Source organism: Campylobacter sp. BCW_6877, from assembly GCF_001762445.1.
Taxonomy (GTDB): Bacteria; Campylobacterota; Campylobacteria; order Campylobacterales; family Campylobacteraceae; genus Campylobacter_D; species Campylobacter_D jejuni.
The window spans coordinates 13752-33857 of the sequence record NZ_MJWW01000028.1 but is presented as its reverse complement, the minus strand read 5'-3'; the positions used below and the strand labels follow the sequence as shown (position 1 = coordinate 33857).

Sequence of the window (20106 nt, the reverse complement as noted above, 5' to 3'; positions counted from 1 at the left end):
TCATCTCCTTAATATTTTTTTCCATTTTTCTTCGTATTCATCATAATTTTGCCAATAATCAAGAGTTTGTTTTAGCTTCTTAACAACAGCATCCCAAGTTGTTATTTTTGTACTTTCTAATGCTATTTTTTCAGCTAAAAATTCAAATTCCCATTCTTTAAAGCAAAGCATATTATAATCCTTAGCTAGTATTTTTCTAAGCTCTAGTAATTCTTCCTTGCTAAGCTTTCTTTTAAAGCTTAACTCCTTTTTATTTTCTAAGTCGTATTTTAGGGCTTTGATTTTGTTTTCATAATGTTCCTTTTGTTGTTTTAATTGAGATTTATAACCTATTTTTTGATGATGATTTAAAGAATTAAGCCTTAGATTTTCATCGCTTAGGGTTTTAAATCTAGCCTGTGTTTGCTCTCTTAAAAGCTTAGCTACTTTTTTGCGGTATTCTTTAGCCTTAGGACTTTTTATAAAAAAGCCTAGCATATAAACACCTTCTAAGGTCCATTTGATTACTCTTTGTCTTCCGCCTTTGGTTTGCTCATAATCATAGAAATAGTGTATATTTTCTATGAGCTCATCAGCGTGATAGTTTTTAGTGCTATTTATGTTTTGTTTTGAAGTTTCATAAGATATTGCAACTTCTGTATTTAAAAAAATTGTTTTTGGGGTTAAAGTTTGCATAATTACTCTTGCTTTTTAATTTAAAAGCAAGAGTGTTTTATAAGTTTAGTGTTGTTTTTTTACCTTTTTATAAGCTTTGTAAGCCTCATAAGAAGCAATAATAAGGCAAATTGTTAAAAATCCACTGATTATATATTCGCCGCTCATTTTTTCTCCTTTCTATCTGCATAAATACTAAGTGCCATAAGTGCCACACTGCCAAACACTATATAAGTGTTATTTAGTGTGATGTTGCCACTAAGTAAAGTATAATTACCATTGACAAATAAGCCAAGTCCTATGTTCTTAAGTAACTCTAACATAGTCAAATTTTAACAAAACTAACTTAAAACACTCTTACTTTAAAAGAACATTACAGAATTATTCTGTATTCTTAGAGTAATTATACATAAATATTATATAAAAGTCAATATATTTTATAGAAAATATATATATTTTTTAAAAATAAATATATAAATTTTCTGTATTTTAAAGGTATAAAGAATTTCTTTACACCTTTAAATGCTTATTTTTGAAGCTCTTTAAATAATCTTACAAACTCATCAAGCATTTTAAGTCTTGTTTTTAAACGATGATTTTCTAATACCAAATTTAAAGATTTTTTAGCTTGTAAAGGCAAATCATTATCATTAGCTACCCATTTTTGAATAGTAGTAAGATGCACCCCCAAAATCTCGCTTAACTCCTTTTGTGTGATATTTAACTCTTTACAAACTCTTTTAACAATGTTTTCTTTCTCTTCTGCCATGCTACTCCTTTCTTTTATTCTAAAAATATTTTATCTTTTATGTTAAAAATTCTATATAAAATGATTTTATTTTTATCGTTTTTATAATACTCTAAATCTACTAAAAAATTAAATCCATAAGGATTTTTCAAAACTTCTTCGGCTATTTTCTCATCACTAAAACTAACATCAACCGCATAAGGACTTAAAGCATCGCACTTTGCCTTATGTTTTGTTTTATTGTCTATTTTATTTGTAGTTTTATACATCGTTATCAAAGCATTTTCATGTATCTTTTGATATTCAATTTCCTTTTTTTCGCAAATGTAATTAGCATTTTCATAAATAAGCTCAGCTTCATCACTATTTATTCTCAAAAGTTCTTCACCTTTATGATTGATAAAAAAAGTATTTTGATTTATAGTAACGGGTGCAAATATATTTTTTAAATTATTGGCATTATACTTAGTAAAATGCGGATTTTCTTCTATTTCTTCTATACTTTTTGATTTGATATTTTTAAAAGATATAATAAGTTCTATAAATTCATTTAATGCTTGAATAGGTGCAATAATAGGCAAAACTTCTCCTGCTATTTCAAAAACCAAAGAATATATATCACTGCCAGTTTCAACCTTTTCTAAAAAAATTTTACTTTGTGTTATACCGTGTTCTTTTGATATAAAACTATCCATTAATTTTTGAAAACTTAACAAAGAATTAGCCATTATCCCAAGTTCTATGTTTTCTTCATGGATAATTTTTATTTTAAAATTAACAATGTTTTCTTTCTCTTCTGTCATATTACTCCTTTTTACTGGTTATTTTAACATAATCGCTTAAAATTTTAACTATTTGAGTTGCTAAAGGGCGGTATTCTTTATCTGCTATTTTTTGCAACTCTTCTTTTAATTCTAATGGAATTCTTATACTTAGCGGTTTTGTTTGTTTTTTCATAATTCTTTATCCTTTAATCTTTTTACTTCTTTAATAGCCTTATCATCATTTTTAAAAACGCCTATAAGTCCTAAAGCATTAAGTATTTTTATACGAAAATTACTAAGTTTTACATTGATTTTAATTTCTTCTTCGAGTTTCAATGAAATTTCATTTATAGCAGTATCTTTTAATGCTATTACACCTTTTAGCCTTTGAATTTCTTTTTCTAAATATCTTATTTTTTCATTTTTTTTACTATTTAAGAACATAGTTTCGACCTTTCTTTTGCATAAAGAAGCTCATAAATTTTATTTTGCAAAGAGCTAATTTCTTTTATATTTTTCATATTTGCTTCTATTTGGTCTTTTAACTCTTTTAAAAGTTCTATTTTTTCATTTTCAAGATTAGAAATTTCAGTTTTTAAAGATTTATTTTCATCTTTTAAAGACTTGTTTAGCTTTATTTCTTTTCTATATTCATCTTTACTTAGTTTTATGATGACTTGTTCTTTCGTGTGATAAGCTTTCATTTTTTCTCCTTTTAGATTAATGCTTAAAAGGGACAACTGAGTTCTTTAAAATAGTAGAAATAAAACAAAAAGGCGAATTCTCAAGTAGTAAAGTTGCCCCATTTAAGCATTAAAGGAGCTTAAGAAAAGCCAAGAGCCTTGCTCTCTTGGCGTGAGTATTGTTTAAGTATAGGCTAAGCAAGGCTATTCTATAATTTTAGTGGTTTTTTAGTTTAGTTGATTGATTATTTCAATCAACTTTTTTACTATTTTCAATAGTAAGAAAATAATATTTAAAATCTTTTCTATCATTAAAAATAGCTCCTTCCCCACCAAGAGAAATTAGCCACTTAAACAATGTTATTTTATCAAATTTATTTTTATTTTTGATAAAGCCGAGTAAATCCGCAAGTCTCGGCATTGTATAATCGTTTAAGTTTATGCTAAGCGGATTTGGTTAAAATTTGTCTGTGTTTTATAAAAGTGTGGCTATTTAATTGTAAAGTCTTAATAGCTCTAAAACTAATTGTAAAATTAGAATTAAAATAGTTATTAATTTTTCAATCATTTTAGCCTCCTTTCTCAACACCGAGACAAGTTAGCAACTTAAACTTTATAATTATACTTTCTTTTTCTTAAACTCTTGATTTTCTGTCGTTTTTAAAGTGCAAGAAAACCTTAAAAATAGCACTATAAACAATAATAGCGAGCCAAGTTTATGGATAACTTGCTAACCCTTCCGCTATACAGAACTATCAACGCAATAGTAAAGCTTAATTTTCAAGCGGTCAAAAGCTTAAGAAAGCCCTTTTTTAAAGGACTTGTTAAACTTTTAAAAAAGCTTTTTGCAGTGTTTTTCGAATTTTCTAACTCTATCTAAAAGCTCATAAGCATTTCTTATAAATTCATCTCCATAAGCCTGTAAGGATATTGCTATTTCTTCATCATCTTCTAAGCTTATTTCCAAAGAGTTTTTAAAATCTTGCAAGTTTGCAAATATATTTTCTAAATTCTCTTTGCTTTCAAACTCATTTGTAATTAATTCTTTTGTTTGGCTAGAAATTCTTTTTTCTTCTCTATCAAAATAAAAATCTGTAAAACTCATTTTTTATCCTTTTTTTAGTTATAATCACTTTCACTCTAGGAAGGTGATGTAATGGACGAAATACAAAGCTTAAAAGCTCAACTTAATAATCTTCTTTTAAGAGTTAGCGAGCTAGAAAGTAAAGTCGCAACCCTTGAAAAAAGACTAGATGACAAAGATTTTCAAGTTTTAAACGAAACTCCTAATCTTTGAGAGAAATAACAAATCCTTTGTTTTCAAACGCTTCTTTGGTGATTAAGTTTTTAACTGCATTATGAAGAACATTAGCTAAAAACTCTTCCAAAGAAGCGTAACTTTTTGAATAATTTCTTTCAAAGGCTATTTCTAGCATTTTTTTAATATCAGGTCTTAAATCTAATTTAACCTCTAGCATTTTTTTATCCTTTTTGTTTTGTTGAAATAATTCTACAAAATGGATAATTAAAACAAACTTAAAATTTATACAATTTGGATAATTTTTAAAAAATATTTGTGGTATAATTTGTTATATGAATTAAAATAAAGGGTATATTTTTTGAAAAATCAAACATATGAAGATAAACTAGAAGAAGCATTTGATGATTATCTAGATGATAGAATGAGTAAATATGAACTTTTTAAAAAAATCAGTGAAATAAAAATTGAAAATTTAAAAAATATTAAAGATGTTTATCTAAAAGTTCCTAATTTATTTCAATTTAAATGGCTCCTATTCTGTGTAGTAATGTATTTTATTTGCGTTTTTATATCTATGAGTTTTTTAAAAAATGAAGTTTGGTTTTTTGTTTATTTTATATTTTTTCTATATGTTTATGCAAAAGGAGTTGACAGAAAAATTTTAGATAGAGATTTAAGATATTTATCTAATAGCATAGACAATTGTGAAGAATATATAGAAAAATTAAAAGAGAGAATTAAATATATCGAAGATGAGCTACTTGATTTTATGGATGGAGCGAAAGAAAAAGCAATTATAGAAGATTATTTTAAATTAAAAAAATATGCTGAATATGTAAAATTTCAACTTAAAATTTTAGAATCACAGCCAACGTTACAAAATGAATTAGATAAATTGAAAAATTCTTTTAAGTTTGAACCATCACATAAAACAATTGATTTTTATTTTTCTGGAATTGAAAAACAAATAAAAAACGAAATGGGATTTAGCGATAAGATGAAATCGATAATAGAGAATGAAGAAACTCTTTGGTTTAATAAAGATAGCTACAAATTTTATAATTATTTCTATAAAGAACGAGAAGAAGATTAAAAACTATTTGCGATGGATATAAAAGGTTTATGGGGTATTGAGGGTATAAGTAAAATAAAGACTAAAATTTACCACAATCAGCTTTATAACTTTTTATACTCTTGCCAACTTGCAAGTAACTTCACTTGGTTTGTATTGATTATAATCAGCAAAAGCTAAAATAGCTAATAATGATAAGATTATGAGTTTTTCATTTATTTATAAGGGATTTTATTTCAATTCTCATTTCTTCACATATAAAACAAAATAATTTGGCTTTAAATTCTACTAAGAAATCTTTAAAATTTTTTGTTGCGCAAACTAATAAATCATAAAATTCCACTAATTTCTTTTCATCGAAATTGCGTATTAAATCTAAAATTTCTTTTACATCACTTTTTTCATTTAATTTTGAAAATGTTACTCTAATATATTTCCCAAATTCACTATAAGCATATGTTTCGTTTTTTAATTTATAGGTTGATACTAAAAATCTTATTATATTAATAGCTAAATTTGGAATAGGCATTCGTATTCCTTAGCTTTTTGGTTAATTAAAGCAAATTTATACTTCTCATCTTCTAATTTTTTACCATCTAGCTTTGAGTTAATTCTCTCAAATAAATCTTCAAAAGAATAATTATCAAAGTTAAAATCACAATCGAATGGAGTTAGATTATAAAACACTAAAGAGTGAATATAATCAATCATTTTTTTAAATGATTTTCCCATTGTTTTTTGGTCAAATCTATTAAGATTATATTCTTTTAATATTTCATCTATTTTTTCTTTAACTTCGTTTGAGCATTCTGAATTTGGTTTAGGGTCATCTAAAGCTTTTGCTACATCAAGACTAAAAGGTCCAAATTTATAACTTTTAAAATTTATACCGATAAACGGTCTTGAATGTTGTTGATAATATTTCAACTCTAATAAAAATAATATTTTTTGATAAAGCCTTGCCATTAATGCGTCTTTACTTATCTTTTTAAGATAAGATACGGCTTCAATTAATCTTTTTTCCGATGCTGCATCCATTTTCCTCATTATATATCCTTTTTTGGAAATTAATATAATCTTTATGATACTAATTTATTTGCTAAAACAACTAAATTCTTTTTATCTTTTTTCTGAAATAACTTTTCTTTCTGTGGCTTGTGCATCTTTAAGTTTATTAGAAATTTTCCATAATTTGATAATTTCATCTTAATTTGCTTACCGTAAAAACCATTCCAAAATGATTGTATTTTTGTCATAAGTTTTCTTTCTCTATAATTAAACAAACCTAAAATATTTTATATTATACTGCACTTTGTTAAATAAAAACTTTAAATAAAAATAAAACCATTGCTTAAAATTCATCCCACCACTTCTATAAAATTTTTAAAGATTTCAATTTTCATTTACCAATTTTAAATTAGATTTTGGGTTGTTTGGTGTCTTTTGAATTTTTACAACTTTATAGATTTTCAAATCATCGATATCATCGATATCAATCCTAAAAGTAGTCGTTTTAAAACTATCACTTTGGTTAACTGGTTTAAATTCAATAACTCCAACATCTTTCTTTTCTACAAAAATCTTGCAAGCAATTTTATTATTATAGGTATAAACAACAAGATCTCCATGTCTTGGTTTTGAACTGTCTGTATCATATATAATAATGTCCCCATCTTCAATTATAGGAAACATGCTATCGCCATTCGCTCTAGCTGCTTTTAAATTTGATTTATTTTGCGATAATGGTATATAAGTAAATTCATCTTGACACTCATAAACATCATTAATTGGCAAGCCGCAACTTACAGAGCCAGTAATTCTAATTCTTTGTACTTCAATTGGCTCATCTGATATTAAAACATTTGCATCAGTTTCTCCAAGAACTTTCATAACCGCTTCGATAAATTCTGCAGTCATTTTTCTTTGTCCTAATGCATATTTTGAAATTGCAGCGGTTTTAATTCCATGTCCATTTCTATACCCATATGCGGTTAATTTCTCTGCTAGCTCATTTTGTGTTAAATTATGCTTTTTTAAGAGTTTCTTTAAATTCTCTCCATTCATATTTTATAACCTTATATTCCAAAATAATTATACATATTGTATAATTTATAATTCTACAAATCGGATTATTTTAAGAAAATTTTAATTATCCATTTTGTAGAATTATATTTATGAAAAGAATAGATTTAATTAAAAAAATAACTTTGAAATTTGGAGGAGCCAATAGCTCTTGGTATGCAAAACTTAACGGCAATAGGAAGGTTGATATAAAAACCGCATTAAAACTAAAAGATGAATTTAATATTCCATTAGAAGCATGGGGAGATTCTGAAATTTTGAGTAAAACAATGAATGAAATTATAAACATACCTAAGCGTGGGAGAAAAAGAAAGGATAGAGAATGAAAGTGATTGAATTAAAAGTTAAGATGCCTGATGAGTATTTTGAACTTTTGCAAAGTGTGGCAAATGATGGCGGATTTAATAGTATTAATGAGCTTATTGTGGATAAGATTGCTCATTTTATAAAACTTGAAAAATACTATAAAGAACTAGACAAAAAGGATATTCTAAGCCTTATTAAGACTTAGATTTCTCCTAAGTAATTTGGAGTTTGGGTAGAGTATGGTTTAGGTTGTGCAGCTTGTTCTAGCTGTTTTATCCTGTTTTCTAACTCTTTGATTTTTTCCATAAGATAAGGGATGTTTTTTAACAAGTTTAAATCTTTGTCATCCATTTTGGTAAGTCCTTTTCTTGATTTGGTGCAAAAAAATTATAGCAAAGGACTTTTTAAAACGGATTAAGGAATGAAATGCTTGAAAGATTGATTGAGATTATAGGATTATTTATTTTTACTTTGATGATGTTGCATTTTAGACTGTTTCTAGTGGCTGGTATTTCGGCTGGGATTTTAATATCTTGCATTTATTATTATCTAAAACGCATTTTTTATCACGGTAGTGAGGACAAATAATGTATTTAAATTTATCTTTTTTAAAAACCATTTCAAAAGGAGTTTTTTTTGTAACTAATTTATATCCTAAGTTAGGATATAGTCTTTTTGTCAAATCGTTTTCTAGCTTCATATCTTTAATACAAACTCTTTTTAGTTTTTGTTTTTTAGTTAAATATAAAAACAAAGGACGGATACTTAAACCAAATAAAACACCTATTAAAAAATATAACAAATTTTCTAAAGTGGCGGTTTTTAGCATTTCGGATAAGAAAGAATTAAACATAAAAAGCCTTTTTAATTTAAATTATAACATAAAGGAGCGTTAGTGATACCAAGTTTTATAGCAAGTTTTGATGTAGCTTTGGGGCGTAAAAGCCTAAGAGAGAGAAAAGGCTATTTAAAATTATCAAACACTATAGCTTATGGTGGTCTTAGTGTTGATGCTTTAGCATTGTATATTCAATTAGCAAAGCTTAGTGAAAAAACGATTGTAAGTGAGATCTATCTAAGAGAGTTTATAAAAGTTAAAAATAATCAAAGAATTAGTTTAAATAGACTAAGAATTGCTAAAAAAGAATTAATTGAACTAAGACTTTTGGAAATTAAAAAGGTTAGAAATGGCTCTTTAAATTTTTATGAGTGGATTTTAAAAGATGAAAATTATCAAGTTAAAAAACATTTTAACAAATCTTTATCTTTGCTTAAAAGCAGTGATGAAAAGCTAAGCAAAACTCTTAAAAATAACACTTCATCAATCGACAGAAAATTAACTACTGAAAACGAAAAAAAAGAGAATTTGCATTATATAGAAACACGCACGCACGCGATAATAAATTTATAAATAATATAAATATTAATAATAATAAATTTATAAAAAAAGAGAATTTAGAAAATTTAAAAAATAATCAAGAAAAGAAAGAACGCGTTTTTAATCAAAACGCCTCTTTTGTGACGAGCTTTATTGATTTTAGCAAAAAGGAGTTAGAGAAAATGGCAAAAAAAGAGTTTAAAGTCCCAAATGCAAATGAACTCATGAGACAAATAATAGCTTTTAATGAGAAAAATGGCACAAACTTTGGTGAAGAGTTGGCTAATGATTTTATAGGCTATTGGGATGCTAGGGAATGGAAAAGAAATGGAAAAAGAATGTCAAGTGTGGCAGGAAGTCTTTATACATGGCTTAAATACGCTAAAGAAAATGAAGCAAGAAAAAATCAGCGTTTTAACAGAAAAAAAGAAGCCAATCCTAGTGTGGTTGATAGCTTGATGGAGTATTACGGAATGAAAGATGAGAACAAAAACAAGCTCTTAGGATGCTTTTAAGGAGTAGAAAATGCAAGAAAAAATACAAATTTTAATGGACTTATTGGAAATTAATAAGGCTCAAGCAACTGATATAGTAGGTAGATATTTGCAAGATGCAAAAGATATTCATGCTTTCTTAGATTTTTATTTCGAAACTTTAGAAAGAGAGAATATCGTAGGGACAACCTATGAGAAATTAAGAAGAGTTTGCAAAAGAGCTGAAATCGAGTTTAAAAAGCGTTTTGAAGACAAAGAATTTTTTTAGAATGGTTAAAAAATAAATATAAAAATAGTCCATTTTTTAGATTGCTTGAAAGTGATTTTAAATACTCATATGTTTGTTATGATGGACAGGGCAACCTTTTTAAACGATTAGCAAAATCAATTAATATGTTGGTTTGTCTAAATAATTTTGGAGAATTAACCTACGAAGATGGAGAAATGCTAAAAAATAACGAATTTAAACACACTTTAATAGATTTTATATTTAAAAATCAAGAGCGCATAGGAAAAGATATATATATAAATACTTCTTATAAGATAAAAGGATATACATCTTTAAGCCATGAAGAAGAATATAATAACTTTAAGAAGGTGCAGAAAAAATTTTTTAAGGAGAATCAAGAAGAATTTCAAAAGAAAGTAAAAGTCAAAATGGCTTTTAAAAATATAAGCTAAATTTAAGAAAGTCTGAAATGGAAAAGTATATTTTAAAAATTGATTTAAAAAGCAATCCTGTACCTTATAAAAGAACCACGCAAAGATCTAAATTTGCATGTAAAGATTATCTTAAATATTTAGATTTTAAAAAACTCTTGCAAATGGAGTTTAGAAGACAAAATAATATTAGCTGTTTTCAAGCCTTTGATAAGCAAAAGAAATATGAGTTTTCTTTAAAAATAGGATTTAACAGCAAAAGGCATGGCGATGGGGACAATATCGTAAAATGCGTGTTAGATGCGTTATTTGAAAACGATAAGAATGTTTTAAAAGGCGATTATGAGATTATTAGTTTTAAAAAATCTTTTTTAAACTTAGAAATCAAAGAATTTAATTTTAAAGAAGGGGTGGCTTGATGGCTAGAATGATGACAAATGGCAAAAGTATGACAAAAGAAGAGCTTGTTTCAAAAATAGAGAGTTATTTTAATGAAAGAGTTGTCTTAAAAGAAACTAAGGAGAGTATTATTTTTGCACCTAAAACAAAAGTGGGATTAGCTGTGTATTTAGGAATTACAATGCAAACCTTAGGCGAGTGGGAGAAGGATAAGGATTTCGGAGAAATTGTATCTCAAGCTAAGCAAAAATGTGAAATGGATATTTTAAACCATTCCTTAATCGGCACTTATACTCCTAGCGTTAGTATGTTCTTGCTAAAAAATCAACATGGCTACGTGGATAAACAAGAAGTAGTTAGCGATAATGTTCAAAAAATAGAAATTATAAGAAGTGAAATCAAATGAAATTAAAGCTTGACTTTTCTTACACTCCTGCACAACTTAAAGTTTTTGATGATAAAAATCCACGCTTTATAACTGTAGCAAAGGGCAGAAGACTTGGTTTTACAAGGGGAAGTGCTAAGTTTGTTATCGAAAACTTGCTTTTAGGACAAAATGTTTTATGGGTGGATACCATACAAGCAAATTTACAAAATTATTACGAGTTATATTTTACACCTGAGTTAAAAAACTTACCAAAAGATTTTTACTCATGGAGTGTGCAAGACAAGAAACTAATTATTAATGGAGCAGTGCTTCATATGAGAAGTGCTGAAAGAAGTGAAAATATCGAAGGTTTTGGATATGACCTTGTTATCTTAAACGAAGCAGGAATTATTTTAAAAGGTAGTAAAGGAGAGTATCTTTGGTATAACGCTATAAGACCTATGTTGCTTGATAACCCTAAATCAAGAGCAATTATCGGTGGAGTTCCTAAAGGAAAAAATCTATTTTACGAGCTATGTAGAAAAGAACTCAGCGATAAAAATTGGAAACATTTTCAATTCTCAAGCTATGATAATCCATTTTTAAAAGAAGAGCAAATTAAAGAATTAATTGAAGAAGTAGGCGGAGAAGGTAGTGAAGTTGTCAAGCAAGAAATTTATGGCGAGTTTATAGATAGCTCGAGTGCTGAATTATTTTCTCTAAGTGAAATTGAAAATGCGATGAGCAAGAACTCTTTTAGCATTGAAAAAATGCAAGGCGAGAATATTTGGGGGCTTGATGTAGCAAGATATGGAGATGATAAGAGTGTTCTTGCAAAAAGAAAAGGTTTTGTAATTGATGAGATTAAAAAATACTCACAACTTGGAACTATAGAATTAGCAAACAAAATACTAGCTGAATACAATCAAAGCGAAGATAAACCAAAAGGTATTTTTATAGATACTTGCGGTCTTGGCGTTGGCGTATACGATGTCTTGTTAAATTATGGTTTGCCTGTATTTGAGGCAAATTCTGCAAATTCTGCAACCAGTAATGAATACTTAAATAAAAGAGCGCAAATGTATTTTACATTTGCTAAAAACTTAAAACACATGGAGCTTTTTAAAGATGAAGAATTAAAAAAAGATATGAGAATGATTGAGTATGAATATAGCGACAAGGGGCTTTTAAAGATAGTTTCAAAAGAGTATTTAAAAAAGAATTATGGCAAAAGTCCTGATGTTAGCGATGCGGTGGCATTAACTTTTTTTGAAAAACTATACAGCAGAAACAATACTAATGAAGATTGGAGTTATGATGGCTGGTGAGTTTTTAATGATCTATGATGCAATTGATGTAAACAAAATAAAAAAGCTTTCAAACTTAAGTGATGAGGCTATAAAGTCAAGTCTTGCAAATGAATTTTTAGAGCTTGTATCAGGGTTTAATAATATTTCTAAAAAGAAATTTAAAAGAGAATTTGCGGAGTTTTTATTTGAAAAAGGAGTGAATGAAAAAGATATTTTAAAAATAACAAATTTAAGCAAAACAACAATATGGAGAATTATGAATGAAAACAAAAAGAACTAATGATGAGAGAGTGTCGTTTTTAACACAACTCATTAGCGAAAGTAAAAGTGGATATGAAAATTACAAACCACACTTTAAAGAGTTGCAAGATGCTTATTTGCTTGAAAATAAGGTAATGCAAAAATTGAGAAAAAGAAATAAATCAAGTATTTACATACCAAAAATAAACGCTAAGGTAAAGTATTTAATCACTAGCTTAAATGATGTATATTTTAATAGTGAGAGAATGGCAGATATTGAAACTTACATTAATAGCGATGATACGATTATAGAGCTATGGCAGAATGCAATTGATTTTTATAGTGGTAAAATCAATATGTTTAAGATTTTTCAACCGCTTTTCTTAGATGTTTTACTTGTGGGAACAAGTATAGCCAAGGTTACTTGGCATAAAGGAATGCCACGCATTGAAAGAGTAGATATTGATAGTATATTCTTTGATCCAAATGCGTTAAATAGCGAGGATGTAGGATATATAGTTAATGAAATTTACCTAACTTATAATCAAATCCATGAAAGACAAAAGCTAGGTTTTTATAAAAAAATTGAAATTGAAAAGCTTTTTGATGAAGATGATGAATATAAAAAAGTAAAGCTTTATGATATTTATGAAAGAAAAAACGATGATGAGTGGGTGGTTTCTACCTTATTTGAAAATAATTTACTTAGAAATGAAGTTACTTTGCAAGATGGACAGCCTTTTGTCTGGGGTTCAATGCTACCACAACTTAAAAAGATAGATAACGAAAACTATGTAAGTGCTTATGGCGAGCCTATAATGGCTTCTGCTATGCCTTTGCAAGATGAAATTAATATAACTAGAAATCTTTTAATAGATGCAGTAAGAACTCATATCATGCCTAAAATAATGATGCCAAAATCAATGGGAGTAAGCAGAGAAGATATAGAAACCTTAGGAAAACCAATATATACAGATGATCCAAAGGGTGTGCAAATATTACCACCACCAAATGTAAATAGTGCGGGAATAAATTTACAGCTTTTAGAAAGCGAACTCACAGAAGTTACAGGAGTTAGTCCACAAAACAATGGAGCTCAAACTGCACAAAATGAAACAGCAACAGAAATTAGCATAAAAGCACAAGAAGGTGGAAGAAGAAGTGCTGACTATATAAGACAGTATAACGAAACTTTTATAGAGCCTTTATTTGATAGATTTGCAATGCTTGTTTTTAAGTATGGAGAAGATAATTTTTTTAATGGTTTTCAAAGAGAGGATATACCTAGTTTTAGATTTAAAATTCAAACCGGCACAGGTGCCATGAATAAAGAAATTAGACGTGCAGGAATTCAAGCTAGTATGCAAGTTTTTTCACAATTATATCAAATGTATATGAGCATAGGCGATGCAAATTCTGCTTATGGGATTATAAATGCTAGCAAAGAACTTACTAAAGAATTATTACCAATTTTAGGTGTAAAGAATGTAAATAGTTTATTTGCTTTTGAGAATAAGCAAGAAATGCAACAAGGATAAACAATGCTCAATATTGAAATTAAAAGCGATATATCTAAAACCAAAGGAGGAAAGAAATTAATAGATTTTATCAAAGCAAAATATAGTGAATGTTTTTATATAGCAAAAAATAATGATGAGAAAGAGTTAAGGTTAAAAGCTTTAGATACTATGGCTTTTTTAGATGTAATAATCAATAAAATAAAGGATGAAGAAGATGGAAAATGATGCTTTAAAAGATTTAATAAATGTCATAACAGATGATGATAAAGGAGATGTTGCTAATAATGGCGATGAACCTACGCAAGTAGCAGATAATGAACCTATGCAGGTTGCTAATGAGAACGAGCCTGATTATAAGGCGATGTTTGAAGCTTATAAAAGTGAAAATGACAACAAATTAAATGCTTTAATGAGTGAGCTTGAAGCTTTAAAAAATCCAAAAAAAGAGCCAAGCGAACAAGAATTACAAAGAGAGCAGTATTTAAAAGAATTAGGACTTGATGGACTTGATGAGAAATTAAAAAGGCTTGAAGAGCTTGATAAAAAGCAAAAAGACAAAGAAGAACAAGATGCACTAATCGCTAAATACGCACAAGTAGAAAGCGAGTTAAGAAAAGCCTATCCTGATACGGATTTAAAGGCTATGGCAGAACTTGCAACAAAATTAAATGGTTTAGGCGAAGGTAATATTGACAGCTGGAAAACCTTACTAAATTTGGTCGGAAAATCAAATAATGCTAAAAAAGCTGAAGATTTATCAAGTGCAAATAATAATGTAAGAACTAGTGATTTTAACGATAAGTTAAAAAAAGGCGAAGTTAGCGAGATAGATCTCGGTAAAGAATTATTAAGTTTAGTATAAAGGAGAAATCATGGATTTTATAACAGCTTTAAAAGGTGGTACAGGACTAGGCTCTAGCTTTGCAGATACTTTGATGAAAACAAGCAATTTTACTCCAAATTTAGCAAGTAGTAGTAGTGGTTTTTTAAATGGATTAAAAAATTCTTTTAGTAATTTTGGAGATTGGTTGTTTAAAAGTTCTGATGCAAATAAAGTAACTAATTTTGATAGATTAGGAAATGTTTTAGGCGGTGCTGGTGCTTTATATGGTGCTTATAATCAGCAAAAGATGGCACAAAAGAATTATGAGCTACAAAAAGATGCTTATAACTTCAATAAATATCTAGCTAATGAAGAGTTAAACAGAAGAAAGAATATGGAAAATAAACTTCAAAATGTTTGGAGCAATTAAATAGATTTGGATTTAAGGAAGCCAAAGGGAAATTATAGCTCCCCTTTAAAAGGGGAAATCAAGTATTAATAAACCTTGACTATAATTATACAAAGTAGTATAATTATAACTATAATTTTGGTTAGCAATTTAATCACCTCCCAACTGGGCGGTAAATTAACGCTAAAGGGTGGCGACCCTTTGGCGTTGCACCCTTTTGAAATTATACACAAACTTCCTTAAATCTTTTATTTTAAAAGAAAGAATAAAGGAAACAAAATGGCATTTTATAACCCACAAAGAGTAGTATTTAATCCTGATACAGGCGTTATACAAAACGCAGGAAAAGTCGGTGGTGTCTTATATGACATCATGAGCAAAAGTTTTGATGATAAAGTTAAAGCTAATGAGTTTCAGCAAGAGCAAGATTTAAGAAAGCAACAAATGGAATTTAATCAGGCTATGCAAAATAATCAGCTTTTGCAAAATGAATTTAATAATGCTTTAGCCTTGCAAAAATTTGACCTTGAAAGACAAAAACAAGCTCAAGATAATGCTTTAAATTGGGCTAAATATAAAGAAGATAAAGATTATAATCAAAAATATTTAGATTATTTAACTGGTAAAAATACTAATAAAACAAATAATAATTCAGGCTTTAGTATAGATACTAATAGCAATTTAACTGAACTACAAACAATGAAAGATGTTTTTAGCAAAGAAAGTAATGGCGGGGATTTGTATAATTTTGCAAAAACCGCTAAAACGCAAAATATAAATTTAAATGATATTTATGGATTTGGAGATACCATAAGTCAAAAATTAAGAAATACTCCTTTTAACAATAGTAAAAACTTAAAACAAGAATTCGCAGATAAGCTAAAAGCTGAAATAAATTTAGCACTAGTTAATATCACAAGTGGCAGGATGAGCAATGAAGATAGGCATAGATTAGAAGAATTGGTTAAAACAGATAGTTTTTACTTCTTTGATAAGTATGCTAAACATGATATTGAAAAAGCAGTAGAAATACTATATAGAGTAAAAAATGATGCCTTAAAAAAAGAATATATGGATATTTGGAAAACAGAAAGGTATTTAAAAGATAGAGATAATATAGAAAATTATTATAACAATATGTATAAAAAGCTAGAAAATGAAAAGGCTATGATAAAAGATTTTATAAATGGTGGAAATATTTTAGCTTCTCAAGGGCAAAGAGTGCCATTAAATAAGATTTTATCACAACAACCGCAACAACAATTAACTCAAGATTTTTTACAACAAAACAATATGATTACATTTAGATAATAAGGATAAAAGATGACAATACAAATACCACAAGGTGCAAAAACAATGCAACTTTTTGATATGAATATAGATATACCAGAAGGAAAAACTTATATAGATATTGATGATAATTTTTTGCAGAATAAATATAATCAATTTATGCAAAATAATCAGCAACAAAACAATTTTAATTCGCAAGAAGAATTAGCTTTGGATGGTAAGCCTATGAGTATGTATCAAGCACCACAAGTAAGCCAAAATGAGCCACAAGAACAAGGAGTATGGAGTAAAATAAATAAGGGTCTAGAAGATTTTAATAACCTTATAGATCCAAAAAGAATGATATCTGAAGGATTAGATTATCTTTCTCCAAGAGTTACAAGCGGAGAAGAAGGAGTAAGGCAAAAAATAGAAGATGCAACAAATCAGGTATCAGGTGGGTTGCTACCTAGAATTTTTACTAGCCCTAGCAATGAAGAGCAAAAGCAAATTTTTCAAATCGCATACGATGAAATAAAAAAATTAGGGCTATTGGAGTTATTTACCCAGTGATAGGAGTATTTATCACTGGGTATTTTTATGCCCTTTTTTGGGTGTTGATAGGAGGAAAATCACATGAAAATAATTAACTTAGGCATTCTGGCTCACGTTGACGCAGGAAAGACAACATTAACGGAAAGTTTATTGTATACCAGTGGTGCAATTGCAGAACTAGGGAGCGTAGATGAAGGCACAACAAGGACAGATACAATGAATTTGGAGCGTCAAAGGGGAATCACTATCCAGACAGCAGTGACATCTTTTCAGTGGGAGGATGTAAAAGTCAACATTATAGATACGCCAGGCCATATGGATTTTTTGGCGGAAGTATACCGTTCTTTATCCGTATTAGACGGAGCAGTATTATTAGTTTCTGCAAAGGATGGCATACAGGCACAGACCCGTATACTGTTTCATGCACTACAGATAATGAAGATTCCGACAATTTTTTTCATCAATAAAATTGACCAAGAGGGGATTGATTTGCCAATGGTATATCGGGAAATGAAAGCAAAGCTTTCTTCGGAAATTATAGTGAAGCAAAAGGTTGGGCAGCATCCCCATATAAATGTAACGGACAATGACGATATGGAACAGTGGGATGCGGTAATTATGGGAAACGATGAACTATTAGAGAAATATATGTCAGGGAAACCGTTTAAAATGTCAGAACTGGAACAGGAAGAAAACAGGAGATTCCAAAACGGAACGTTATTTCCCGTTTATCACGGAAGCGCTAAAAACAATCTGGGGATTCGGCAGCTTATAGAAGTAATTGCTAGTAAATTTTATTCATCAACGCCTGAAGGTCAATCTGAACTATGCGGGCAGGTTTTTAAGATTGAATATTCAGAGAAAAGGCGGCGTTTTGTTTATGTGCGTATATATAGCGGAACATTGCATTTGAGGGATGTTATTAGAATATCTGAAAAAGAGAAAATAAAAATCACAGAGATGTGTGTTCCGACAAACGGTGAATTATATTCATCCGATACAGCCTGCTCTGGTGATATTGTAATTTTACCAAATGATGTTTTGCAGCTAAACAGTATTTTGGGGAACGAAATACTGTTGCCGCAGAGAAAATTTATTGAAAATCCTCTCCCTATGCTCCAAACAACGATTGCAGTAAAGAAATCTGAACAGCGGGAAATATTGCTTGGGGCACTTACAGAAATTTCAGATGGCGACCCTCTTTTAAAATATTATGTGGATACTACAACGCATGAGATTATACTTTCTTTTTTGGGGAATGTGCAGATGGAAGTCATTTGTGCCATCCTTGAGGAAAAATATCATGTGGAGGCAGAAATAAAAGAGCCTACTGTTATATATATGGAAAGACCGCTTAGAAAAGCAGAATATACCATCCACATAGAAGTCCCGCCAAATCCTTTCTGGGCTTCTGTCGGGTTGTCCATAGAGCCGCTCCCTATTGGAAGCGGAGTGCAGTATGAAAGCAGAGTTTCACTTGGATATTTAAATCAATCGTTCCAAAATGCGGTTATGGAGGGGGTTCTTTATGGCTGCGAGCAGGGGCTGTATGGATGGAAAGTGACAGACTGTAAAATCTGTTTTGAATATGGATTGTATTATAGTCCTGTAAGTACCCCCGCAGACTTTCGGCTGCTTTCCCCTATCGTATTGGAGCAGGCTTTAAAAAAAGCAGGGACAGAACTATTAGAGCCATATCTCCACTTTGAAATTTATGCACCGCAGGAATATCTCTCACGGGCGTATCATGATGCTCCAAGGTATTGTGCAGATATTGTAAGTACTCAGATAAAGAATGACGAGGTCATTCTGAAAGGAGAAATCCCTGCTAGATGTATTCAAGAATACAGGAACGATTTAACTTGTTTCACAAATGGGCAGGGAGTCTGCTTGACAGAGTTAAAAGGATACCAGCCAGCTATTGGTAAATTTATTTGCCAACCCCGCCGCCCGAATAGCCGTATAGATAAGGTTCGGCATATGTTCCACAAGTTAGCTTAACAGCTTGCAAAAGTCATATAAAATGAGATTTGAAAGGATTAGAGACTAATTATGATGAAATGCGAATGGATATTGTGTCCTGTTTGTGGGAGCAAAACCCGTAATAAAATTAGGAAGGACACTGTTTTGGAGAATTATCCCCTTTATTGTCCAAAATGCAGACAAGAAAGATTGATTAAAGTTGACAACTTGAAGATAACTGTCATCAAAGAGCCAGACGCTTAAGACGCAGAGCCGATGAAATTGTGGAACAATTCACGAATCATCGGCTCTTTTTGTTTCGTATTTGAAAGAACAAACTCACCAAATAAAAAAAACGATATTCGGGTGGGTTATTTTGTTATACCCTAAATTACCCTCTGAATTTGTTTTTAAATTTGGAGGGATTTTTTTATGTCCTTTTTTCGGGCAGTTATCTATCTGCTCATACGAAGCAAAATTTATCAATACATAGCATATCAGAGAACGGCAGGAAACCAGTTAAAAAAATTTCTGCCAGTGCAACGGTACTTCTCACCTTGAAAGTAGAAGTACAATCTCCATACAATAGAATTACTATTTCCTATAACCGTAAAGGTCACAGAGCCTTTGCGGTTTTTCTTTTGTCGATTTTTGTTGGAAAGTGCCGTAGGGCTGTTTCTGATATGCGGTGTCGTTCTCCGCCTCTCCATCTGGATTTTTTACATTTCAAAAATTCAGATGGGAGGTATTTATGGTGAAATATGCACCAAGAAAGGTATATATCAGAGAAAGTGGCGGCTATGTGGAATTATCCTACACGGAGTTCTGCCGTTGCAGGGAATCCGACCAGACCTTGAAGCACAGGGGGAAGTAACGGAACGGACGGACAGCCGTTTTCCCCTCCGGCATTATAGCCAACAAAAAAGAGTATCAAGGGTAAACGCTGCGGTCTATGACCGCCCTTGACACTCTTTTCCTTATGGCTTTGATGATAAACAAGGGGAAATGGCTTCTTGTGGCATTTCTGCCCCTGTGATATAATGAACGACGCTACCGCCCCCAGACAGGTAGAGAAAGGGGGTGAACCGCATGAGTGAACTTCTGTCATTTTTTCTCTCTGTTTTGGCAAGTGTAGTTGCCTACTACATCT

Annotated in this window: 35 protein-coding genes and 2 pseudogenes; 21 read left to right on the top strand and 16 right to left on the bottom strand. The window is 29.7% G+C overall.

Annotated elements, in window-relative coordinates; all coding sequences use genetic code 11:
• The 9 genes from AJ936_RS01965 to AJ936_RS01940 form a co-directional block, all read right to left on the bottom strand.
• A complete protein-coding gene (locus AJ936_RS01965) occupies positions 1–675 on the bottom strand; it encodes an antirepressor (protein ID WP_070248390.1) in 675 nt (224 codons plus the stop codon).
• Positions 676–818: 143 nt separating this feature from the next.
• Complete coding sequence (locus AJ936_RS10300; protein ID WP_180365761.1) at positions 819–977, bottom strand: hypothetical protein; 159 nt, start codon at positions 975–977, stop codon at positions 819–821.
• Between the two features lie 203 nt (positions 978–1180).
• Positions 1181–1423 (bottom strand): helix-turn-helix transcriptional regulator, encoded by a 243-nt coding sequence (locus tag AJ936_RS01960; protein WP_070240596.1) that lies wholly within the window; start codon positions 1421–1423, stop codon positions 1181–1183.
• Between the two features lie 14 nt (positions 1424–1437).
• A complete protein-coding gene (locus AJ936_RS01955) occupies positions 1438–2205 on the bottom strand; it encodes an RloG protein (RefSeq protein ID WP_070273997.1) in 768 nt (255 codons plus the stop codon).
• Between the two features lies 1 nt (position 2206).
• Positions 2207–2359 carry a hypothetical protein gene (locus tag AJ936_RS10295; RefSeq protein WP_002881929.1) on the bottom strand — a complete coding sequence of 51 codons (153 nt, stop codon included), beginning with the start codon at positions 2357–2359 and terminating at the stop codon, positions 2207–2209.
• Positions 2356–2610, bottom strand: a complete 255-nt coding sequence (locus AJ936_RS01950) for a hypothetical protein (RefSeq protein ID WP_002881934.1) — start codon at positions 2608–2610, stop codon at positions 2356–2358. Before AJ936_RS01950 ends, AJ936_RS10295 begins: the two co-directional genes overlap by 4 nt.
• Positions 2601–2870 carry a hypothetical protein gene (locus tag AJ936_RS01945; RefSeq protein WP_070248392.1) on the bottom strand — a complete coding sequence of 90 codons (270 nt, stop codon included), beginning with the start codon at positions 2868–2870 and terminating at the stop codon, positions 2601–2603. Before AJ936_RS01945 ends, AJ936_RS01950 begins: the two co-directional genes overlap by 10 nt.
• Positions 2871–3099: 229 nt before the next feature.
• Positions 3100–3270, bottom strand: coding sequence for a hypothetical protein (locus AJ936_RS10290; protein ID WP_002881936.1), 171 nt, complete (start codon positions 3268–3270; stop codon positions 3100–3102).
• Positions 3271–3681: 411 nt separating this feature from the next.
• The gene (locus tag AJ936_RS01940; RefSeq protein WP_002881937.1) at positions 3682–3954 is read right to left on the bottom strand and encodes a hypothetical protein; all 273 of its coding nucleotides are present in this window, start codon (positions 3952–3954) and stop codon (positions 3682–3684) included.
• A gap of 51 nt (positions 3955–4005) precedes the next feature.
• Here AJ936_RS01940 and AJ936_RS10285 point away from each other — a divergent pair, with 51 nt between their 5' ends.
• The gene (locus tag AJ936_RS10285; RefSeq protein WP_002881938.1) at positions 4006–4146 is read left to right on the top strand and encodes a hypothetical protein; all 141 of its coding nucleotides are present in this window, start codon (positions 4006–4008) and stop codon (positions 4144–4146) included.
• Here the strand turns inward: AJ936_RS10285 and AJ936_RS01935 are convergent.
• Complete coding sequence (locus AJ936_RS01935; RefSeq protein ID WP_002783990.1) at positions 4136–4327, bottom strand: hypothetical protein; 192 nt, start codon at positions 4325–4327, stop codon at positions 4136–4138. The two genes, AJ936_RS10285 and AJ936_RS01935, sit on opposite strands and share 11 nt — an antisense overlap.
• 141 nt (positions 4328–4468) lie before the next feature.
• On the opposite strand from AJ936_RS01935, the gene AJ936_RS01930 reads away from it, so the two are divergent.
• Positions 4469–5203, top strand: coding sequence for a hypothetical protein (locus AJ936_RS01930; RefSeq protein ID WP_002881990.1), 735 nt, complete (start codon positions 4469–4471; stop codon positions 5201–5203).
• A 190-nt stretch (positions 5204–5393) separates the two neighbouring features.
• On the opposite strand, the gene AJ936_RS01925 is transcribed toward AJ936_RS01930, so the two are convergent.
• From AJ936_RS01925 to AJ936_RS01915, 4 genes are all read right to left on the bottom strand, one after another.
• Positions 5394–5711 carry a hypothetical protein gene (locus AJ936_RS01925; protein WP_002881987.1) on the bottom strand — a complete coding sequence of 106 codons (318 nt, stop codon included), beginning with the start codon at positions 5709–5711 and terminating at the stop codon, positions 5394–5396.
• On the bottom strand, positions 5693–6220 hold the full coding sequence (locus tag AJ936_RS01920; protein WP_170876579.1) for a type II toxin-antitoxin system antitoxin SocA domain-containing protein: 528 nt from the start codon (positions 6218–6220) through the stop codon (positions 5693–5695). The genes AJ936_RS01925 and AJ936_RS01920 overlap by 19 nt, the downstream gene beginning before the upstream one ends.
• 41 nt (positions 6221–6261) lie before the next feature.
• Entirely contained in the window at positions 6262–6438 is a 177-nt protein-coding gene (locus AJ936_RS10280; protein WP_180365760.1) for a hypothetical protein, read from the bottom strand.
• Between the two features lie 136 nt (positions 6439–6574).
• Positions 6575–7246, bottom strand: coding sequence for a LexA family transcriptional regulator (locus AJ936_RS01915; protein ID WP_002881985.1), 672 nt, complete (start codon positions 7244–7246; stop codon positions 6575–6577).
• 110 nt (positions 7247–7356) lie between these two features.
• Between AJ936_RS01915 and AJ936_RS01910 the strand changes: the two genes are divergently transcribed.
• The gene (locus AJ936_RS01910) at positions 7357–7590 is read left to right on the top strand and encodes a hypothetical protein (RefSeq protein WP_032599974.1); all 234 of its coding nucleotides are present in this window, start codon (positions 7357–7359) and stop codon (positions 7588–7590) included.
• Positions 7587–7775: a hypothetical protein gene (locus AJ936_RS01905; protein WP_002881890.1), complete on the top strand. Its 189-nt coding sequence runs from the start codon at positions 7587–7589 to the stop codon at positions 7773–7775. Before AJ936_RS01910 ends, AJ936_RS01905 begins: the two co-directional genes overlap by 4 nt.
• Here the strand turns inward: AJ936_RS01905 and AJ936_RS10275 are convergent.
• Complete coding sequence (locus AJ936_RS10275; RefSeq protein WP_002873586.1) at positions 7772–7921, bottom strand: hypothetical protein; 150 nt, start codon at positions 7919–7921, stop codon at positions 7772–7774. The genes AJ936_RS01905 and AJ936_RS10275 overlap by 4 nt on opposite strands.
• 136 nt (positions 7922–8057) lie before the next feature.
• Complete coding sequence (locus AJ936_RS01900) at positions 8058–8423, bottom strand: hypothetical protein (protein ID WP_002881889.1); 366 nt, start codon at positions 8421–8423, stop codon at positions 8058–8060.
• Between the two features lie 42 nt (positions 8424–8465).
• Here AJ936_RS01900 and AJ936_RS10545 point away from each other — a divergent pair, with 42 nt between their 5' ends.
• The 17 genes and pseudogenes from AJ936_RS10545 to AJ936_RS10745 all read left to right on the top strand — a co-directional run.
• Positions 8466–8981, top strand: coding sequence for a hypothetical protein (locus AJ936_RS10545; RefSeq protein WP_002881888.1), 516 nt, complete (start codon positions 8466–8468; stop codon positions 8979–8981).
• 149 nt (positions 8982–9130) lie between these two features.
• Entirely contained in the window at positions 9131–9463 is a 333-nt protein-coding gene (locus tag AJ936_RS10540; protein WP_002881887.1) for a hypothetical protein, read from the top strand.
• A gap of 10 nt (positions 9464–9473) precedes the next feature.
• Positions 9474–9710 carry a hypothetical protein gene (locus AJ936_RS10535; RefSeq protein ID WP_250537509.1) on the top strand — a complete coding sequence of 79 codons (237 nt, stop codon included), beginning with the start codon at positions 9474–9476 and terminating at the stop codon, positions 9708–9710.
• A gap of 125 nt (positions 9711–9835) precedes the next feature.
• The gene (locus tag AJ936_RS10530; protein WP_250606971.1) at positions 9836–10123 is read left to right on the top strand and encodes a hypothetical protein; all 288 of its coding nucleotides are present in this window, start codon (positions 9836–9838) and stop codon (positions 10121–10123) included.
• Between the two features lie 17 nt (positions 10124–10140).
• Positions 10141–10521: a hypothetical protein gene (locus AJ936_RS01885; protein WP_002871223.1), complete on the top strand. Its 381-nt coding sequence runs from the start codon at positions 10141–10143 to the stop codon at positions 10519–10521.
• Positions 10521–10907, top strand: coding sequence for a terminase small subunit (locus tag AJ936_RS01880; RefSeq protein ID WP_002826748.1), 387 nt, complete (start codon positions 10521–10523; stop codon positions 10905–10907). The genes AJ936_RS01885 and AJ936_RS01880 overlap by 1 nt, the downstream gene beginning before the upstream one ends.
• On the top strand, positions 10904–12196 hold the full coding sequence (locus tag AJ936_RS01875) for a terminase (RefSeq protein ID WP_070248396.1): 1293 nt from the start codon (positions 10904–10906) through the stop codon (positions 12194–12196). Before AJ936_RS01880 ends, AJ936_RS01875 begins: the two co-directional genes overlap by 4 nt.
• Positions 12186–12458, top strand: a complete 273-nt coding sequence (locus tag AJ936_RS01870) for a hypothetical protein (RefSeq protein ID WP_002781524.1) — start codon at positions 12186–12188, stop codon at positions 12456–12458. Before AJ936_RS01875 ends, AJ936_RS01870 begins: the two co-directional genes overlap by 11 nt.
• Positions 12439–13956, top strand: coding sequence for a hypothetical protein (locus tag AJ936_RS01865; protein WP_070273996.1), 1518 nt, complete (start codon positions 12439–12441; stop codon positions 13954–13956). The genes AJ936_RS01870 and AJ936_RS01865 overlap by 20 nt, the downstream gene beginning before the upstream one ends.
• Before the next feature lie 3 nt (positions 13957–13959).
• On the top strand, positions 13960–14163 hold the full coding sequence (locus AJ936_RS01860; protein WP_052858026.1) for a hypothetical protein: 204 nt from the start codon (positions 13960–13962) through the stop codon (positions 14161–14163).
• Positions 14153–14800: a hypothetical protein gene (locus AJ936_RS01855; protein ID WP_052858024.1), complete on the top strand. Its 648-nt coding sequence runs from the start codon at positions 14153–14155 to the stop codon at positions 14798–14800. Before AJ936_RS01860 ends, AJ936_RS01855 begins: the two co-directional genes overlap by 11 nt.
• A 10-nt stretch (positions 14801–14810) precedes the next feature.
• The gene (locus AJ936_RS01850; protein ID WP_002861666.1) at positions 14811–15191 is read left to right on the top strand and encodes a hypothetical protein; all 381 of its coding nucleotides are present in this window, start codon (positions 14811–14813) and stop codon (positions 15189–15191) included.
• A gap of 258 nt (positions 15192–15449) precedes the next feature.
• Positions 15450–16481: a hypothetical protein gene (locus AJ936_RS10525; protein ID WP_070273995.1), complete on the top strand. Its 1032-nt coding sequence runs from the start codon at positions 15450–15452 to the stop codon at positions 16479–16481.
• A 12-nt stretch (positions 16482–16493) separates the two neighbouring features.
• A pseudogene (locus tag AJ936_RS01840) lies at positions 16494–16988 on the top strand (hypothetical protein); the annotation flags it as partial.
• An 87-nt stretch (positions 16989–17075) separates the two neighbouring features.
• Complete coding sequence (gene tet(O) / locus AJ936_RS01835; protein WP_010790859.1) at positions 17076–18995, top strand: tetracycline resistance ribosomal protection protein Tet(O); 1920 nt, start codon at positions 17076–17078, stop codon at positions 18993–18995.
• A 51-nt stretch (positions 18996–19046) separates the two neighbouring features.
• A complete protein-coding gene (locus AJ936_RS09910) occupies positions 19047–19220 on the top strand; it encodes a cysteine-rich KTR domain-containing protein (protein WP_002779755.1) in 174 nt (57 codons plus the stop codon).
• Positions 19221–19707: 487 nt separating this feature from the next.
• Positions 19708–19809, top strand: a pseudogene (locus AJ936_RS10745) (sigma-70 family RNA polymerase sigma factor); the annotation flags it as partial.
• Between the last annotated feature and the right edge of the window lie 297 nt (positions 19810–20106).

Excerpts from the sequence above, each read along its gene's own strand:
- AJ936_RS01965 (WP_070248390.1), bottom strand. The coding sequence starts at position 675 with ATGCAAACTTTAACCCCAAAAACAATTTTTTTAAATACAGAAGTTGCA.
- AJ936_RS10300 (WP_180365761.1), bottom strand. The coding sequence starts at position 977 with ATGTTAGAGTTACTTAAGAACATAGGACTTGGCTTATTTGTCAATGGT.
- AJ936_RS01960 (WP_070240596.1), bottom strand. The coding sequence starts at position 1,423 with ATGGCAGAAGAGAAAGAAAACATTGTTAAAAGAGTTTGTAAAGAGTTA.
- AJ936_RS01955 (WP_070273997.1), bottom strand. The coding sequence starts at position 2,205 with ATGACAGAAGAGAAAGAAAACATTGTTAATTTTAAAATAAAAATTATC.
- AJ936_RS10295 (WP_002881929.1), bottom strand. The coding sequence starts at position 2,359 with ATGAAAAAACAAACAAAACCGCTAAGTATAAGAATTCCATTAGAATTA.
- AJ936_RS01950 (WP_002881934.1), bottom strand. The coding sequence starts at position 2,610 with ATGTTCTTAAATAGTAAAAAAAATGAAAAAATAAGATATTTAGAAAAA.
- AJ936_RS01945 (WP_070248392.1), bottom strand. The coding sequence starts at position 2,870 with ATGAAAGCTTATCACACGAAAGAACAAGTCATCATAAAACTAAGTAAA.
- AJ936_RS10290 (WP_002881936.1), bottom strand. The coding sequence starts at position 3,270 with ATGCCGAGACTTGCGGATTTACTCGGCTTTATCAAAAATAAAAATAAA.
- AJ936_RS01940 (WP_002881937.1), bottom strand. The coding sequence starts at position 3,954 with ATGAGTTTTACAGATTTTTATTTTGATAGAGAAGAAAAAAGAATTTCT.
- AJ936_RS10285 (WP_002881938.1), top strand. The coding sequence starts at position 4,006 with ATGGACGAAATACAAAGCTTAAAAGCTCAACTTAATAATCTTCTTTTA.
- AJ936_RS01935 (WP_002783990.1), bottom strand. The coding sequence starts at position 4,327 with ATGCTAGAGGTTAAATTAGATTTAAGACCTGATATTAAAAAAATGCTA.
- AJ936_RS01925 (WP_002881987.1), bottom strand. The coding sequence starts at position 5,711 with ATGCCTATTCCAAATTTAGCTATTAATATAATAAGATTTTTAGTATCA.
- AJ936_RS01920 (WP_170876579.1), bottom strand. The coding sequence starts at position 6,220 with ATGGATGCAGCATCGGAAAAAAGATTAATTGAAGCCGTATCTTATCTT.
- AJ936_RS10280 (WP_180365760.1), bottom strand. The coding sequence starts at position 6,438 with ATGACAAAAATACAATCATTTTGGAATGGTTTTTACGGTAAGCAAATT.
- AJ936_RS01915 (WP_002881985.1), bottom strand. The coding sequence starts at position 7,246 with ATGAATGGAGAGAATTTAAAGAAACTCTTAAAAAAGCATAATTTAACA.
- AJ936_RS01910 (WP_032599974.1), top strand. The coding sequence starts at position 7,357 with ATGAAAAGAATAGATTTAATTAAAAAAATAACTTTGAAATTTGGAGGA.
- AJ936_RS01905 (WP_002881890.1), top strand. The coding sequence starts at position 7,587 with ATGAAAGTGATTGAATTAAAAGTTAAGATGCCTGATGAGTATTTTGAA.
- AJ936_RS10275 (WP_002873586.1), bottom strand. The coding sequence starts at position 7,921 with ATGGATGACAAAGATTTAAACTTGTTAAAAAACATCCCTTATCTTATG.
- AJ936_RS01900 (WP_002881889.1), bottom strand. The coding sequence starts at position 8,423 with ATGTTTAATTCTTTCTTATCCGAAATGCTAAAAACCGCCACTTTAGAA.
- AJ936_RS10540 (WP_002881887.1), top strand. The coding sequence starts at position 9,131 with ATGGCAAAAAAAGAGTTTAAAGTCCCAAATGCAAATGAACTCATGAGA.
- AJ936_RS10535 (WP_250537509.1), top strand. The coding sequence starts at position 9,474 with ATGCAAGAAAAAATACAAATTTTAATGGACTTATTGGAAATTAATAAG.
- AJ936_RS10530 (WP_250606971.1), top strand. The coding sequence starts at position 9,836 with ATGTTGGTTTGTCTAAATAATTTTGGAGAATTAACCTACGAAGATGGA.
- AJ936_RS01885 (WP_002871223.1), top strand. The coding sequence starts at position 10,141 with ATGGAAAAGTATATTTTAAAAATTGATTTAAAAAGCAATCCTGTACCT.
- AJ936_RS01880 (WP_002826748.1), top strand. The coding sequence starts at position 10,521 with ATGGCTAGAATGATGACAAATGGCAAAAGTATGACAAAAGAAGAGCTT.
- AJ936_RS01875 (WP_070248396.1), top strand. The coding sequence starts at position 10,904 with ATGAAATTAAAGCTTGACTTTTCTTACACTCCTGCACAACTTAAAGTT.
- AJ936_RS01870 (WP_002781524.1), top strand. The coding sequence starts at position 12,186 with ATGGCTGGTGAGTTTTTAATGATCTATGATGCAATTGATGTAAACAAA.
- AJ936_RS01865 (WP_070273996.1), top strand. The coding sequence starts at position 12,439 with ATGAAAACAAAAAGAACTAATGATGAGAGAGTGTCGTTTTTAACACAA.
- AJ936_RS01860 (WP_052858026.1), top strand. The coding sequence starts at position 13,960 with ATGCTCAATATTGAAATTAAAAGCGATATATCTAAAACCAAAGGAGGA.
- AJ936_RS01855 (WP_052858024.1), top strand. The coding sequence starts at position 14,153 with ATGGAAAATGATGCTTTAAAAGATTTAATAAATGTCATAACAGATGAT.
- AJ936_RS01850 (WP_002861666.1), top strand. The coding sequence starts at position 14,811 with ATGGATTTTATAACAGCTTTAAAAGGTGGTACAGGACTAGGCTCTAGC.
- AJ936_RS10525 (WP_070273995.1), top strand. The coding sequence starts at position 15,450 with ATGGCATTTTATAACCCACAAAGAGTAGTATTTAATCCTGATACAGGC.
- AJ936_RS09910 (WP_002779755.1), top strand. The coding sequence starts at position 19,047 with ATGATGAAATGCGAATGGATATTGTGTCCTGTTTGTGGGAGCAAAACC.